Annotated in this window: 11 protein-coding genes and 1 pseudogene; 8 read left to right on the forward strand and 4 right to left on the reverse strand. The window is 69.6% G+C overall.

All coding sequences use genetic code 11. The features are described 5' to 3' along the window. The first annotated feature begins 296 nt into the window (after positions 1-296). From ACZ4LX_RS13865 to ACZ4LX_RS13875, 3 genes and pseudogenes are all read left to right on the forward strand, one after another. Positions 297-1364 carry an iron-siderophore ABC transporter substrate-binding protein gene (locus tag ACZ4LX_RS13865; RefSeq protein ID WP_467649612.1) on the forward strand — a complete coding sequence of 356 codons (1068 nt, stop codon included), beginning with the start codon at positions 297-299 and terminating at the stop codon, positions 1362-1364. After that, a pseudogene (locus ACZ4LX_RS13870) lies at positions 1361-3463 on the forward strand (iron ABC transporter permease). The gene ACZ4LX_RS13865 and the pseudogene ACZ4LX_RS13870 overlap by 4 nt, the downstream one beginning before the upstream one ends. 95 nt (positions 3464-3558) lie before the next feature. Next, complete coding sequence (locus tag ACZ4LX_RS13875) at positions 3559-4635, forward strand: peptidase C39 family protein (protein ID WP_467649613.1); 1077 nt, start codon at positions 3559-3561, stop codon at positions 4633-4635. 77 nt (positions 4636-4712) lie between these two features. On the opposite strand, the gene ACZ4LX_RS13880 is transcribed toward ACZ4LX_RS13875, so the two are convergent. Next, complete coding sequence (locus ACZ4LX_RS13880; RefSeq protein WP_467649614.1) at positions 4713-6227, reverse strand: DUF4246 domain-containing protein; 1515 nt, start codon at positions 6225-6227, stop codon at positions 4713-4715. A 367-nt stretch (positions 6228-6594) separates the two neighbouring features. On the opposite strand from ACZ4LX_RS13880, the gene ACZ4LX_RS13885 reads away from it, so the two are divergent. Then, positions 6595-7770 (forward strand): cellulose-binding domain-containing protein, encoded by a 1176-nt coding sequence (locus ACZ4LX_RS13885; protein WP_467649615.1) that lies wholly within the window; start codon positions 6595-6597, stop codon positions 7768-7770. 241 nt (positions 7771-8011) lie between these two features. Here ACZ4LX_RS13885 and ACZ4LX_RS13890 read toward each other — a convergent pair whose 3' ends face one another. From ACZ4LX_RS13890 to ACZ4LX_RS13900, 3 genes are all read right to left on the reverse strand, one after another. Next, positions 8012-8875: a hypothetical protein gene (locus ACZ4LX_RS13890; RefSeq protein WP_467649616.1), complete on the reverse strand. Its 864-nt coding sequence runs from the start codon at positions 8873-8875 to the stop codon at positions 8012-8014. Then, positions 8872-10125: a glycosyltransferase family 4 protein gene (locus tag ACZ4LX_RS13895; RefSeq protein WP_467649617.1), complete on the reverse strand. Its 1254-nt coding sequence runs from the start codon at positions 10123-10125 to the stop codon at positions 8872-8874. The genes ACZ4LX_RS13890 and ACZ4LX_RS13895 overlap by 4 nt, the downstream gene beginning before the upstream one ends. A 221-nt stretch (positions 10126-10346) precedes the next feature. Continuing rightward, the gene (locus ACZ4LX_RS13900) at positions 10347-11534 is read right to left on the reverse strand and encodes a LacI family DNA-binding transcriptional regulator (protein ID WP_467649618.1); all 1188 of its coding nucleotides are present in this window, start codon (positions 11532-11534) and stop codon (positions 10347-10349) included. Between the two features lie 198 nt (positions 11535-11732). On the opposite strand from ACZ4LX_RS13900, the gene ACZ4LX_RS13905 reads away from it, so the two are divergent. Genes ACZ4LX_RS13905 through ACZ4LX_RS13920 form a run of 4 tightly spaced genes read left to right on the forward strand, consistent with a single transcriptional unit; the run spans position 11733 to position 15923 of the window. Next, positions 11733-12752 (forward strand): hydroxyacid dehydrogenase, encoded by a 1020-nt coding sequence (locus ACZ4LX_RS13905; protein WP_467649619.1) that lies wholly within the window; start codon positions 11733-11735, stop codon positions 12750-12752. 53 nt (positions 12753-12805) lie between these two features. Then, positions 12806-14074 (forward strand): ABC transporter substrate-binding protein, encoded by a 1269-nt coding sequence (locus ACZ4LX_RS13910; RefSeq protein WP_467649620.1) that lies wholly within the window; start codon positions 12806-12808, stop codon positions 14072-14074. Continuing rightward, positions 14071-15015, forward strand: coding sequence for a carbohydrate ABC transporter permease (locus tag ACZ4LX_RS13915; protein ID WP_467649621.1), 945 nt, complete (start codon positions 14071-14073; stop codon positions 15013-15015). The genes ACZ4LX_RS13910 and ACZ4LX_RS13915 overlap by 4 nt, the downstream gene beginning before the upstream one ends. Further along, on the forward strand, positions 15012-15923 hold the full coding sequence (locus ACZ4LX_RS13920) for a carbohydrate ABC transporter permease (protein ID WP_467649622.1): 912 nt from the start codon (positions 15012-15014) through the stop codon (positions 15921-15923). The genes ACZ4LX_RS13915 and ACZ4LX_RS13920 overlap by 4 nt, the downstream gene beginning before the upstream one ends.

Here is a 15923-nt window from a genome sequence, read left to right on the forward strand (position 1 = left end):
CCGGCGGGCCGGCCCGTCCCCGACGGCCGGTTCTTCCGTCTGAAACCAGCGGGCCGCCCCTTCCGGAGCGGTCGTCCCGTCAGCAACCGCCGGGTCGCCCCGTCCGGGCTTTCCGGGTCGTCCCCTCCGAATCCGCCGGGTCCCTCCCGTCCGAACGGCCCGGCCTCCGGTCCGCCTGAATCGGCCCGGCCAACCTGCCTGAACACCCCGCCCGAGGCGGTCGGACAGCACCCCGCCCGCATTGCCGGCGGCGCATCGTCCGCCGCCGCAACCCATCGCAAGAAAGAGGACCGTTCATGAACCGTGCCCACCGCCTGGCGGCGTCAGCCTCCGCAGGGCTCATCGCCCTCGTCGCAACGGCCTGCGGCACGACCTCCGCCGACAAGACCGAAGCCGCCGGCAGCAGTGCCGACGCGGCGCCCGCGTCGGCGAGCTGTGCCGAGGACACCACGACCACCTCGACGAAGCCGGTCTCCTTCACGGACGGCGTCGGCCGTCAGGTGAAGCTGGACAAGCCCGCCAAGCGGATCGCGGTCCTGGAGTGGCAGCAGGTCGAGGACGCGCTGACCCTGTGCGTCACCCCCACCGCGGTCTCGGACGCCAAGGGATACAGCACCTGGGTAAGCGCGGAGAAGCTGCCCAGCGGGGTGACCGACATCGGTACCCGTGAGGAGCCCGACCTCGACACCCTCTACGCGTCGAAGCCCGACCTCATCGTCGTGGAGGCGTTCAAGGCCGACGACGAGACCATCGCGAAGCTGGAGAAGCGGGGCGTGCCCGTGATGGCCACGCTGGGGGCGAACCCGAAGGACCCGATCGGGAACATGCAGGACGTGTTCAGCATGATCGGCAAGGCGACGGGGCGCACCGAGCGCGCCGACCAGGTGATCAAGGAGTTCGACGACCACCTCGCGAAGGCCAAGCAGCAGGTCGCCGACGCCGATCTGCCGACGGACGACTTCCTGTTCTTCGACGGATGGCTCGAGGGAGGCAACCTGACGGTCCGCCCCTACGGCAAGGGCGCCCTGTTCACCCAGATCGGTGAAGAGCTCGGCATGAAGCCCGTATGGACCGACGACGTCAACAAGGCCCATGGCGACGGTGGCGTCGATCCCTCCTACGGCCTCGCGCAGACCGATGTCGAGGGACTCACCGCGGTGGGCGACGCCAACTTCTTCTACGCCAATGACGAAGGGGCCGGCGGGTATGTCGCCGCCCTGGAGAAGAACCCGCTCTGGAAGACCATCCCGGCCGTGAAGGAAGGCCGCGCCCACGCCTTCCCGTCGGGTGTGTGGGGCGCAGGCGGTCCCCGCTCCTGCGAGCAGGCGATCGACGCCTTCGTCGACGTACTCGACAAGAAGTGAGCATCTCGCAGACATCGGCACCCCGGAGGGAAACGCTGCCGCGCACCGAGCGCGGCGGCGGTCCCACCGGGGCGGCCGTCCTGGCGGTCCTGACCGTCCTGACCGTCCTGGTGGGCATGTGGCACCTGACGCAGGGAACGTCGGGTGTCGGCGCCGGCCAACTGGTGAGGTACCTCACCGGGGAACGGGAGAACACCGGCGGAGCGCCGGTCGGCGACATCCTCATAGGCTCGCGCCTGCCGCGACTGCTCGCAGGTGTGGCGGTGGGCTTCGCCCTCGGATCGGCGGGCACGCTGCTGCAGTCCGTCACGCACAACACCCTCGCCTCCCCGGACACACTCGCGGTGACGGCCGGGTCCTACTTCACGCTCTCGCTCGTCGCCGCGCTCGGTCTGACCGTCCCCCTCTGGGCGTCCGGCGCCGTCGCCTTCGCCGGCGGCCTGGCCGCCGCGGCACTCGTGCTGCTCCTCGCGGGCCGGGCAGCGGGCACCTCGGGTACCCGCCTCATCCTCGCCGGGTCGGCGATCGCGATGGCCCTGGACTCGGCGACCTCGATGGTCCTCATCCTGTTCAAGGAGAACACGACCGGCCTCTTCGCCTGGGGGAGCGGCTCGCTTGTTTAGATGAACATCGACGCGTCGGTGCGCGCCCTTCCGGTCGTGGCCGTCGTGCTGTGCGTCGCTCTGGCCCTGTCCCGGCGGCTCGACGTGATGAACCTCGGAGACGACGCCGCGTCCACCCTCGGCGTGCCGATCCGGTCGACCCGCGTGATCGCCGTGATCTGCGCGGTGGTTCTGACCGGCACGGCAGTGACCCTCGCCGGCCCTCTCGCCTTCGTCGGCCTCGGCGCCCCGGTCTTCGCCCGGCTGATCGCGGGACGGGTCCGGGCCTTGCGCCGACACCTCTACCTGGTGCCCGCGGCCGGGCTGCTCGGTGCGCTGCTCATCCTGCTGGCGGACGCGACACTGCGTGCGGTGCAGGGCGCGGACGGGGCCGCCTCCATTCCCACCGGTGTGCCCACCGCGCTGCTCGGCTCCGTTGTGATCGTGGTCCTCGCGCTCCGTCTCCGCGACACGGGCGGGCTCCGTCAGCCACCGCGCGCACGGGTCGCCGCACGCTCGCGCCGCGCGTTCCTTCTCGTCCTGTCCGCCTCGGCGGTACTTCTGGTCGCGGCGGCCGTCGTGGCGGTCCTGGCGGGAAGCCTCTGGCTGCGGACGGGGGACATCGCGCTCTGGGCCCAGGGCACCGCTCCCGATCTGATCGGGCAGGCGCTCGACGACCGGATCCCGCGCGTGGTCGCCGCGATCCTCGCCGGTGCGGCCATCGGACTCGCGGGATGCGTCGTACAGGGCGCGGTACGCAATCCGCTGGCGGAGCCGGGGGTGCTCGGCATCACGGCTGGCGCGGGGCTGGGAGCCGTCGTCATCGTCACATCGGGAGTGTCCGGCGGCCGCCCGCTGCTCATCGTGGCCGCCGTCGTGACCGGGCTCGCCACGTTCGGACTGATCGCCCTGCTGTCCTGGCGCGGTGGCTTCCTGCCCGACCGGTTCGTACTGATCGGCATCGGCTGCGGGTACGGACTCAGCGCCCTCACCACCTTCCTCCTGCTGCGTGCGGACCCGTGGAACACACCCCGGATCTTCACCTGGCTCTCCGGTACGACGTACGGGCGTACGTTCCCCGACGTCGTCCCGGTCGCGGTGGCCCTGGCACTCGCGCTCCCCGTGCTGCTCGCCATGCGCGACCGGCTGGATCTGCTCGCCGTCGACGAGGACACCCCACGCATCGTCGGCATCCGGCCGGTACGCGTACGGTTCGCGGCGCTGGCGATCGCCGCGGTGCTGGCGGCACTCAGCGTGGTCGCCGTCGGCGTCGTCGGATTCGTGGGGCTCGTCGCCCCTCACCTCGCCCGGTCACTGGTGGGCGCCCGCCACGGGCGCTCGATCCCGGTCGCGATGCTGCTCGGCGCACTGCTGGTCTGTGTGGCCGACGCCCTCGGCCGCACCGTCGTCGCCCCGTCCCAGGTACCGGCCGGTCTCATGATCGCCCTGGTCGGTGCCCCCTACTTCGTCTGGGTGCTTCGGCAGTCCCGGGCATGAATCCGGGCGGCTGCCCGAGTCCGCACGGCCGATCACCCGCGGGTGAAGGCCCGTCATCCGTCCCCATCACCCCGCCGTCCGCCAGGAGAACCGGAATGCCGTCCCCGCAGGAATCACCCGTGAAGAGCGTCGTCGTCCCGTTCGTGCCCGGTGAGTCACCGGACTTGTCGAGGTGGCTCGGGGACCACCGGTTGCCGGAGCGGTGGCAGACGGTCGACCGCTCGGCCCACACCCCTCACATCGTCGCCGTTCCGGGTGACGGCGGTGAGGAGTGGACCGCTGCCGCGCTCGTGACGGCACGCCCCGGCACGGCGTATCTGAAGATCGTCGATGCCGTCGGCGATGTACGGGCAGCCGTTGCGGCAGTCGTCGCCCACGCACGCCGCCGAGAGCTCATGCAGGTCAAGTGGGAAGGCTGGACAGTGGATCCCGAGGACGCCGCCGCCGCCGGCTTCGCTCCCCTGACTCCTCCGCTCACACAGTCGGAGGGAGCGGACGGACCCGCTTCCGGTTACGTCCGCTGGCTGGACGACGGTGTGGTCGCCGAGCCCCCGTACTACGGGCAGACCACGCACTTCACCTGCGGTGCCGTCACCGCCCTGGTCGCGCAGGCGCACGCGGGGATGCTGCCGACGGAGGCCCTCGACCGTCGGACGGAACTGACGCTGTGGCGCGACGCGAACAACTTCCTCGCGTGCGAGCCGGTCGGACTGGGCGTCGCCGTGCGCCGGGCCTGGCCGTCGTCCCCCGTCACGGTCCACCTCGACACGGACCGGCCGGTCCTGCTCGACCATCTCCCGGAGAAGGAACAGGAGTGGCGTGCCCTGCTCCAGCGCGCGTCGCGCACGGACGCCGGGCGGATCGGCGTGCCGATCGACCCGGCCCACCTCTCCCTCACCGCGATCCGGGATGCGATCGGCCGACGGGAGCATGTGCTGCTCCTGCTCTCGCTCGCCGGTATGCAGGGGTTCGACGTGCCGCACTGGGTGCTCTGTCACGGCGTCGTGCCCGGAGCTGTCGTGATCGATGATCCGTGGGCCAACGCGGAAACAGGGGACACCTGGGTCGATGCCCACCTTCTGCCGGTCCGCGACGGGTCCCTCGACACGATGTCGGCCCTCTCAGCGGACCGCGACCGCTTCCGGGGCGCCGTGGTCATCGGCCGTCCGTAGCGGCACGGGAGTGTCCTGCGCCGATTCGGCAGCCTGGCGGCCCCGCCTGGATGCCGAATCGGGCGGACGGAAGAAGGTCAGTGCTCGCAGAGGGAGAACTCCCGCTCGTAGAGCTGATCGTTGTGCTCGTCGACGAAGAACTTGCGTTCCTGCATGAGCTGTTCGCGATAGCCCCTGGCCTGTTCAAGCGTCATGGCCGACGTGTCGGACCACGGCTGTTGCGGTGGCACATCGGATGTCGAGACGATGCTCTCCGACGGGTCGACGAGGAAGAACGCGAGAATCTTCCGATGTCCCGGGCGGGTCGGGTCCGTGAGGCGGAATGAGCCGACGCGGTGCTGCAGGACGTTTGGGAACGCCAGGCAGCGCCCGGCCGGGGTCGATGCCGATCCGAGCGTCTGGTTCAGCGCGCCTTCGTTCTCCAGTCCGTAGACCTCACTCATCCCCTTGTTGTCATTCTGTTCGTAGTGCGGTTCGTTGAGTGCCGTCCGGAAGCTCAGCCGGCTCTCGGTGATGTTCTCGCTGTCCCAGTAGTAGATGCCGGTCGATACGATCCGCTCGTTCAGCATCCCTTCCACATGCCAGGAGCCGCCGGAGTATTCGGGCTTCTCCGGGGTGAGATGAATGGTGGCGAGCTTGACGATGACCTGGAGGCGGCGGCCGCGCAGGTCGACTCGGGCCGATCCGTCGGGCACCTCGGGCGGGCTGAAGGCCGGGGCGTCCGGGATGACCGGGCGGCGGTTCTCCCACCAGGTGTCATAGGTCTCCTCCCACGCTTCGACGGCTTCTTCATAGGCCGCCTCGTCACTGTAGGAGGACTCTTCCGGATACTCCGGTTCCTGGGCGTTGTCGTACCAACCCTGCGGATCGGCCTCGATCCGCAGGGGGCGCGGGTGGCGCAGATCGGTGAGCACGTTCTCGAAAAGAGGGCGCAGACGTGCGAGCAAGTCCGGTAGTACGGAGGCCAGTTCGTGATGAGCCTCGGGGTGGACGTTGTTGACGTACGAACGGAAGCTGATGTCACCGTCGGAACTGACGTCGACGTCCGTGGGCAGCCACTGGAATTTCTCCGAGAACTCGTAGGCGGAGTAACGGTCCGTCGGATTCCGCCAAGCCCGCTCGGGCGCGTTGCCCGCCTCTCTCACCAGACAGAAGAGTGAGGGATGAACCAGATCCATCACCTGCCCGCCGGAGCCGGGGTGCCAGTCCCGTTCTGCTTCGGGAACCTGTTCCAGCACCCGGGCCGCCTCGCGCAGCCGGGATCCGAGCTTGTCGTCGATCAGTGTGTCCGACTGCCACACCCCGTCGACGGCGGATACCTCGATGCCCGTCCCGGCGTCCCGCAGCGCCGCGTAGTGTCCGAGTTCGGCAAGCATGTAGTGAACCTGTGCTTCGGTGAGCCCTTGGGCGACCGCCTCTTCCGTCCACCTGGAGACGATGCCGGCGTCATTCATCTTGTCGAACCACCCCGGCTTTTCCCGGATATGTGAGCTGCACTGCATGATCTGAAGTTCCCGCAGTGTTCGGGGTGCCGCGGACGATATGGAACGTGAAGCGCGAAAGGGCAGCGGGAAAGCAGACAGGCCGGTCAAGTCTCTCGGTCCTCCGAGTCGGTGTGTGGTGGCGGGAAGGATACTTCAGCAGACTGACACGGCAGCCGCAGCCGCAGCCGCAGCCCTTGGCGGCGCCAATCCGGAAGCACGGCCCGTGGGGTTGGCGACCTGCGGGCTGGGCAACCACGCGTGGTCGGCGGTCCGCACCGGTTTGCCTGCCGTCCCCACGGTTCGCCGTCCGTGCGGAGCGGCCAAGTGCCGTGGAACAGCGGGCGGGCCGAAGCAGTGGTGGAGCGACGAGCGACTGGGACGCCCATATTGACAGTGTGCCGTCATGTCGGTGTGATGGATGGGAGCGCTCCCATCCATGAACTGTCCTACGGTTCCCCGCCTTGAGGAGGCGCACATGCCGAGTCTCTCCCTGCGATTACCGCGCAGACCCTGGACAGCGGCCGCCGCCGCTGCCGCGCTCGTCCTGTCCCTCCTCGTCGTGGTGCCCGCCAGCGGCTCGGGTGTGGCGTCCGGGTGCCGGGTCGACTACACCGCCGACGAGTGGTCCGGCGGCTATACGGCCCAGGTGCGCATCACCAACACCGGTTCGGCGCTCAGCGGCTGGCAGCTGGCATGGACGTACGACGGCGACCGGCACGTCACCTCCGCCTGGAACGCGACCGTCACACAGACCGGCCACTCCGTGACCGCCGTCAACACTGTCTGGAACGGAGAGCTGGCCGACGGCGGTACTGTCGACTTCGGTCTGCAGGGGACCGGGCAGTCGGCCGAATCGGTGCCCGCCGACTTCACCCTCAACGGTGTGTCCTGCGGAGGTGACGTCACCTCGCCCCCCACCACACCGCCTCCCACGACACCACCGCCCACCACGCCGCCCTCCGCGGAGTGCGGCGATGCCGCCCTCTGCGACGACTTCGAGGACCAGGCCGGCCCTGCCCCGGCCGGGAACTGGCAGTTCACGGCGCCCGACTGTCAGGGCACGGGCACGGCCGCCGTCGACACGGAAGTGGCTCACAGCGGCACGCGCTCGCTGCGGCTGGACGGGCGGGCCGGCTACTGCAACCACGCCTTCGTGGCCGCCACCGCGGACCTGTCGTCGGTCGGTCCGGTGCTGCACATCCGGATGTGGGTGCGGCACACCACCGCGCTCCCGGCCGCGCATGTCACCTTCGTGTCGATGCCGGACACCTCCCAGTACGGCAAGGCACTGCGGATCGGCGGACAGAACGGCGCCCTGCAGTGGAACCGGGAGAGCGACGACGCCACGCTCCCGGCGCAGAGCCCGGTCGGGGTGGGGCTGAGCAGACCCCTGCCGACGGACAGCTGGCAGTGCCTGCGATTCGCGGTCGACACCTCGGCACCGGAACTCGACACCTGGCTCAACGACGAACAGGTGCCGGGGCTGCACGCCGACGGCGTACCGACGCAGGACATCGACCAGCAGTGGCTCTCCCGGTCCACGCCGCCGAGACCCACCGCCCTGCGGCTGGGCTGGGAGAGCTACGGGACCGGTGACGACACCCTGTGGTTCGACGATGTGGTCGTCGGCTCCTCGCCGGTGGGCTGCTGAGGACAGGCCGCCGGTGAGCGGGAAACGCCGGCGGTGGCGGGGGGGGGGGGGGGGGGGGGGGGGGGGGGGGGGGGGCGGGGGGGCGCGGGGGGGGGGGGGGGGGGGGGGGGCGGGGGCCGGGGGGGGGCGGGGGGGGGGCGGGGCGGGGGGGGGCGCCCCCCCCCGACCCGTTCACGGTGTCGCGTGCGTGCCGGGCGACATCGCCTTCCGGCACGTCAGCGCCCCTATGAAGTAACGGAGTTCACCGCGCACGCTGCGGTGCGATCTCCACCGAGAGATCGTTGTCGACCGTGTAGTACGGACGCGCGGACACTTCGCCGAGCACAGCGGCCGGGTAGACGAAGACGGCCTTGCGTTCCGCGACGTCGTCCAGCAGGCGGCCCACCCGGATCCGCGGCGCGCCGGTGGCCGGGTGGACGTACACGTCCCAGAACACCGCCGTCTCCCCGGCTCCGGCCCCTTCGCCGTCCGTCACGAGCTCCTCGTATCCGACGGTGAACGAGAAGTCCTGTCCCCCCTCGGCCCGGAGCGCGAACCGGCGTGCGATGGAGCCTTTTCCCCGTCGGTTCAGCGTCACCACCGCGCCCTCCCCGAGCCGGGCGCCGAACAGCCGTGCCGTCACGGTCATGGAGCCGTCCGTGAGGACGACCGGGCCGGCCTCCGCGTGCCCGTCCCGCCACCAGGCCCGTACGGCGAGCCGGCCGTCCTTGGTGGCGTACGGGATCCGGACGGTCACCGGCGTGGCCCGGCTGTCGCCCCCGCCGGACACGAGCGCACGCAGATCGCGCAAGCCCGGCAGCAGCGGTGTTCGCTCTTCCCCCGGCGTGCCCACGACGTAGGCGTCCCAGTGGCCTTCCTCAAGGGCCGGGGCCACCTCCAGTACCGCCCGCCACCGGTCCTGCTCCACGGGCTCCAGCGCCGCGAAGCGGCCGGTTCCCTCAGGCTTCCCCTTCTTCGGGCGCGGTTGGAGCAGCAGCCGGGGACGCGCCGAGGCGGGCAGCGGCAGCCGTACGCTCAAGGTCAGCCGCCCGTCCGCGGCCACCGTCACGTCCCCGCGAGGCTTCTCCGCAGGCCCGTTGCTGTCATTGCCGTCGCTGTCCGTCATCGCCGCGCCTTCCGTACGGCCCTCACGACACTGCCGGCCGCGACGAGCATGGTGTCCCTGGCCGCGTAGCCGCCGCTCACCAGGGAACGGTCCGTTCCGCGTACCGGCCGGTTGGTGTTCCGGGCCGCCAGCAGCTCCTCGAACAACTGCTCGGCCTGGGCCACGACGGGGCCGGGGGCGTAGCGCCGGGAGTTCTCCAGCGCGGCGCGCCCCATGCGCCGGCGCAGTTCGTCGTCGCCCACGAGATCCAGCAGAGCGTCGGCCAGCGCCTCCCGGTCCCCGACGGGAACCAGCCGGCCGTCCTGGCCGGGGGTGATGATCTCGCCGGGGCCGTACGCGCAGTCGGTGCTCACGACAGGCAGCCCGCAGCGCATCGCCTCGACGATGGTCATGCCGAAGGGCTCGAAACCGGATGTCGCCGCCCCGATCGAGCCCTTGACCCACTCGGCCTCCATCGGGGTGACCGCGCCCATCAGGAACACGTTGTTGTACAGCCCGAGCCGGTCGATGAGCGCACGCAGCCGTGTCTGCTCCTCGCCCCTGCCGTAGATGCGCAGCTTCCAGTCGGGATACTCGGCGGCGACCGAGGCGAACGCCTCGATCAGCAGGTCGAACCGCTTCACCGGCACCAGCCGTCCGGCCGCGACCACCACGCGCTCGCGGCCGTCCGCCGGCGGGAGGACCGGGGTCGGGACGCTGTTGGGCAGGGCTCTCACCCGCACGCCGGGCAGCCGCATCTTTCGCCGGTAGGCGGCGGCGTCGGTCTCGGTGACGGGGGTGATCGCGTCCAGGCGCGGATAGGCCTGGCGCAGCGCGTTGCGCAGCCGGGGCGGGTGGTTGTCGAGCGTGAGGTGTTCCTGTCCGATCCGCACGGTCCGCGCCGGGGCCTGGAGGGCCAGGTGGACGTTGAGGCCGGGGCGGGTACCCAGGGCGACATCGGCGTCGAGCGAGGAGAGCGCCTCACCGATGCGCTCATCGGTGAGCGCGCTGTACTCCCGGTACCGGTACTCGGCCGAGGGGAAGACCTTCGACGGCGTCAGATGCCTCGGGTCGGTCTTCTCGTGCCGCAGATCCACCAGGGGGCGCAGCCGTACGCGCGGGTCGGGTGTGAGGTTCGGCCGTTCCCGGGTCCTGAGGACCGAGATGATCTCCACATCGTGCCGGTCGGCCAGCGCTCGGGCCAGGTTGAACGTGGTGGTGATCGTCCCTCCTATTCCATACGCGTTGTGTATCAGGAATGAGATCTTCATGCCGTGGATGACGGCCGACGGCTGCGGATGGTTGCCTCGGCGCATTGCTTCGCGTATCCACGAGGTGCGACAACTCGGTCATTCATGTTCAGAGTTGGCTGCCACCTGGCCGCCGGCGCCAAGACGGTCAACCCGGGACTCAAGGTCTCGATCCGAAGTGGGGCCCTCGTCCTCGACGTCTTCTCCGCCTCTCGCGAGGAGGACGGCAGGGCAGACACCGCTCAGGCAGGTTCGCGACGCCGCGCCGTGGGCGGAGGTCCGGAGAGCGGTGCGGCCGGCAGTGACGAGGCGCGGATGATCAGCTCGGGCAGAATGAGTGCCCGCTGCGCCGGGCGGCGGCTTCCTTCGAGCAGGCGCGCCAGCATCATTTCGACGGCTGTGCGCCCCACCAGCGCCCTGGGCGGCCGGACCGCCGTGATGGCCGGATCGGCGAGATGGGCGACCTCGTCGTCATAGCTGACGATGGCCAGGTCGTCGGGGACGCGGATGCCCTGCTCGGTCAGGTACTGGATCACCGAGAGCGCGTCGGGATCGCTGTGCACGATGAGCGCGGTGATGCGGGAGCGGCGGCAGCCTTCCAGGATCTCACCGATGATCCTGCGGTGTCCGGGGACGTCGAGGGCAACGCTTTCGCGTATCAGGAAGTCGGCAGGCAGACCGAGATGCGCACAGGCGCGGTGCCACCCCACGGCGAGGTGCGCCGAAGTGGGGCTGCCCTTGGACAGGACGAGCCCGATATTGCGGTGGCCGAGCGTGTGCAGATGCCGCACAGCCATCTCCAGCCCGGTCGCGTGGTCGCTGCGCACCCATTCGAGCTGGTGCGGCGTCGGAGTCCAGTCCGGTGTGTTGCGCTCCACGAAGACCACGGGAACGGGCAGCTTCCCGATCCAGTCGATCATCTCGTGCATGCCGGGCCCCTCCAGGTTCGGCGCGAGGAGCAGCCCCTGCACCTGGCCGGACTCGGTCAGCCGGACGATCTGCCGGCGGTCCTCCGCCTGGTCGTAGCTGGAGCCCCGCAGCTGGACGTTGACGCCGTGTGCCGCCGCGGCGTTGCGGACGCCACTGACGATGTGCGGCCAGTAGAAGTCGAGTGAGGGAACCACCATCCCGATCGTGAACGCGGGCATCGCCAGCCGTCTGCGGCGCACCGGCTCCTGCTCCAGGGCGGAGGGCAGCGTCGCCCCGCCGTGCACCCTGGTCAGCAGGGAGCGCTCGGCCAGGGCGGCGATGTCGCGCCGGATCGTCAGCTCGCTGACCGAGAGGTCCCGCGCGAGATCGCGTACGCGAACAGCGCCGTGCAGCCGCAGCTGGTCCATGAGCCGTTCGCGGCGTTGCAGTGCGAACAGCTGGTCGGTCCCCGCGGAGGATCCCGCGGGCCCCTTTGACCCGGTGATCCGTGGCGACGTCATGGCGCATTCCCTTCCGTCCGGTGCCGAGCCGGATGATGTTCGAATGTGTTCGGATCGTTTCGTCTCTGGTTGACCTCTAGTGGGTCTGTGTGGGTGACCACTATCTCTGACTCAGCGTCTTCTGGCTGGAACTCGCCGGAAACATGGATGGCACCTGCTGTTTGAGCGGGGGCCCGGAGGCAGAGGAGCCCGCACCGCATGCAGACCAAGGCCCGCGCTCTGGTCGTGATGAGCAGGTCCAGCTTCGAGGCACACTTCGATCAGGACCGGCTGCGCCGCCTCGCCGATCTCGTGACCCTGGACGAGCCCTGCTGGACGGACGACCTCGACGGCGTACGGTCGCGCGAACGCCTGGCCCACGCCGAAGTGCTGATCACGTCGTGGGGCGCGCCCGCTCTCACACCGGAGAGGCTCGCCGCGGCACCCCGCCTGCGGGCCGTGCTGCACGGGGCGGGCAGCGTGCGCGACCTGGTCGGGCGGGAGCTGTGGCGGCGCGGGATCCAGGTCACCAGCGCCGCCGACGCCAACGCCGTACCGGTGGCCGAATACACCCTGGCCGCGATCATCTTCGCCGGGAAGAAGGTCCCCTTCCTCGCCGCCGACGACCAACGCGCCTACGGCGGCTGGGGCTCGGTCACCGGCTACGGCGACCTGTCCAACTTCCGGCGGACCGTCGGCATTGTCGGCTTCTCGCGGATCGGTCGGCAGGTCGTCGAACTGCTGCGGGTGCTGCGTGGCACTACCTGCCTGGTGGCCGACCCCTACGCGGATCCGGACGAGGTCGCGCGGGCCGGTGCCCGGCTCGTACCGCTGGAGGAGATGCTCCCGCAGGTCCACGTGCTGTCCGTGCACGCCCCCGAGCTGCCGGAGACCCACCATCTCATCGGCGCCGGAGAGCTGCGCATGCTGCCCGACTTCGCGACGGTCATCAACACCGCGCGAGGCACCCTCGTCGACCCCGGCGCACTGGCCGCCGAGTGCGCCGCCCGCCGGCTCTTCGCGATCCTCGACGTCACCGATCCCGAACCGCTGCCCGCCGACTCACCGCTGCGCCGCCTCGCCCGCGTGATGATCACGCCGCACATCGCCGGCTCCCTGGGCACCGAGATCGGCCGGCTGACCGACCACGTCCTCGACGAGCTCGGCCGCTGGGCAGCCGGGAAGCCGCTGCGGGCCGAGATCACCGCGGAGAGCTGGGCCCTGGGCCTGAGCGCCTGACCCCCGATCCGCTTGCTCCACCTTCCTCAACCGCTCAAAGGAGAGCCGCCGCAATGAAGTTGACGAAAGACCTCGCCCGAATCGCACCGCTGGTCGTCGCCGCGACCCTCACCGCCACCGCCTGCGACGCCAGTGGCACGGACAGCGCCTCGTCGTCCGACGGCAGGACCGTCGTGAAGATCGCGTTGTGGAACTACAAGACCACGCCCGAGTTCAAGGCCCTGATAGACGGCTTCGAGGCCCAGAACCCGGACATCGACGTCCAGCCGGTCGACATCCTCGCCGACAACTACCCGGAGAAGGTCACCACCATGCTCGCGGGCGGTGACACCACCGACGTCCTGACCATGAAGAACGTCACCGACTACGCCCGCTACGCCACCCGGGGCCAGCTCCTGCCGCTGACCGACGAGGCGGCCGGGCTGGACAAGGCGTCGTACTCCGGTCTCGACGACTACAACCTCAAGGACACGTACTACGCACTGCCCTACCGCTCGGACTTCTGGGTCCTCTTCTACAACAAGGACATGACCGGCAAGGCAGACCTGTCCAAGCTGACCTGGGACGACTACGCGGAGCTGGCGAAGAAGTTCACCAAGGGCTCCGGCTCCGACAAGGTCTACGGCACCTATCTGCACACCTGGCGCTCCGTCATCCAGGCGGTCTCCTCCGCGCAGACCGGCGGCGACCAGCTCGGTGGCGACTACTCGTTCTTCAAGGACCAGTACGAGATGGCCCTCGGCCTGCAGAAGGCGAAGGCGGCCCTGCCGTTCTCCACCGCCTCCAGCAACCAGATCACCTACGACTCGCAGCTGACCACCGGCAAGGCGGCCATGGTCCCGATGGGCTCGTGGTGGGCGGCCGCGCTGCTCTCCGAGAAGGCACAGGGCAAGAACGACATCAACTGGGGCATGGCTCCGATGCCGCAGGCCAAGGCCGATGGCAAGACCGTCACCTTCGGTTCGCCGACCGCGTTCGCCGTCAACAAGAAGGCCCGCAACGCGGACGCCGCCAAGAAGTTCGTCACCTGGGCCTCGGGGCCGGAGGGTGCCGCCGCCGTCGCGAAGATCGGTGTCACACCCGCGTACACCAGCAAGAAGATCCTCGACACCTTCTTCTCCGTCGACGGCATGCCCGCCGACGCCCTGTCCCGCGCGGCGATGCAGCCCGACACGGTGCGGCTGGAGATGCCGGTCAGCGACCGGACCTCCGACATCGACCAGATCCTCAAGGAGGAGCACGAGATGGTCATGAGCGGTGAGAAGTCCGTCGACGAGGGCATCAAGGAGATGGACAAGCGCGTGAAGGACGAAGTCCGGTGAGTGCTGTCGCGCCCCCCGTCACCCAGCACGCGCCCGACGGCGCCTCCGCGGCCCACCGGGCCGCCGCGAAGCGCCGACGGCGTCGCAACCTCCTGGTCGGCTGGTCGTTCATCCTGCCGAACTTCCTCGGATTCGCCGCCCTCACCCTCGTCCCGGTGATCGGCGCACTCGCGATCTCCTTCACCCACTGGGACTCCTACTCCACCCCGAAGTGGGCCGGCCTGGACAACTTCCAGCGGCTGTGGAACGACTCCAACTTCTGGGCCGCGCTGCGGAACACCCTGTACTACGCGGCAGGACACATCCCGCTCACCCTCCTGGTCTCGCTCGGCCTCGCCGTGCTGCTCAACCAGAAACTGCGCGGGGTACACGTCCTGCGGACCGCCTTCTTCTTCCCGTACATCACCTCGCTCGTCGCCGTCGCCGTGGTGTGGAACATGCTGCTGAGCCCCGAATCGGGGCCGGTCAACCAGTTCCTCGCCTTCGTCGGCATCGACAACCCGCCGGGCTGGACCAGCTCCCGGGACTGGGCGATGCCCGCGCTGATCATCACGAGCGTGTGGCGCGACATGGGCTACTACATGGTGCTGTTCCTGGCCGGACTCCAGACGGTCCCGGCCGAGCTGTACGAGGCGGCGCGCATGGACGGCGCCGGCCCCTGGCAGCGGTTCTGGCACGTCACCCTGCCGGGGCTCCGGCCCACGACCTTCTTCGTCACCGTCATGATCACGGTCTCCAGCTTCAAGGTCTTCGACCTGGTGCAGGTCATGACCGAGGGCGGGCCCGGCCGGTCCACTCTCGTCCTGTCCCAGCTGATCTTCCGTGAGGGCATCACCCAGGGCCGCTTCGGCTACGCCTCGGCGGTCTCCCTCGCGCTCTTCGTGATCTGCCTGGTGATCACGGTGATCCAGTTCCGGATGCAGCGAAGGAGCGAACGATGAGCACCATCGTGCTGCGCAAAGGCAGCGGCGCGCCCACGGATCCGGCTCCCACAGGCCTTCCCGCGGAGCCCCGGGCCCGCGGCGGCGCGGGGGCGGTCGCCGGGCGGATCGCCCTGTACCTGCTGCTCGCCGCCGTGGCCCTTGCGGTGCTGCTGCCGTTCATCTGGATGCTGATCTCGTCGGTCAAGGATGACCGCGATGTCTTCACGGTGCCGATCCAGTGGATCCCCGAAGAGTTCAAATGGGACAACTTCACCACGATCTGGACACGGGTGCCGTTCGCCGCCTACCTCGGCAACTCGTTCTTCCTGAGTGTCGTGATCACGTTTCTGCAGGTGCTCACCGGCAGCTTCGCGGCGTACGGCTTCGCCAAGATGCGCTTCCCGGGCCGGGATCTGCTGTTCACCGGCTACATCGCGACGATCGCGGTGCCGTGGCAGGCGTACATGGTGCCGCAGTACGTGATCATGCAGAAGCTGGGCCTCGTGAACTCGTTCACCTCACTCGTCCTGCTGCAGGCGTTCGGCGCGTTCGGGGTCTTCCTGATGCGGCAGTTCTATCTGACGATCCCGGACGAGATCAGTGAGGCGGCTCGCCTCGACGGCCTGACCGAGTACGGCATCTGGGCGCGGATCGTGCTTCCGCTGTCCAAGCCGGCCCTCGCGAGCCTCGCGCTCCTCACGTTCGTCAACACCTGGAACGACTACATGGGCCCGTTCATCTACCTCACCGACAACCGCCTGTGGACCGTCCAGTTGGGGCTGCGTGCCTTCATCGGGCAGTACGACGCGGAGTCGGCGATGATCATGACGGGTTCGGTGCTCTCCGTGGTGCCGGTCCTGGCGGTGTTCCTGCTCGGCCAGCGCTACTTCGTGCGAGGCATCGCCACCACCGGCGTGAAGGGCTGA

Source organism: Streptomyces sp. NPDC026062, assembly GCF_055568375.1.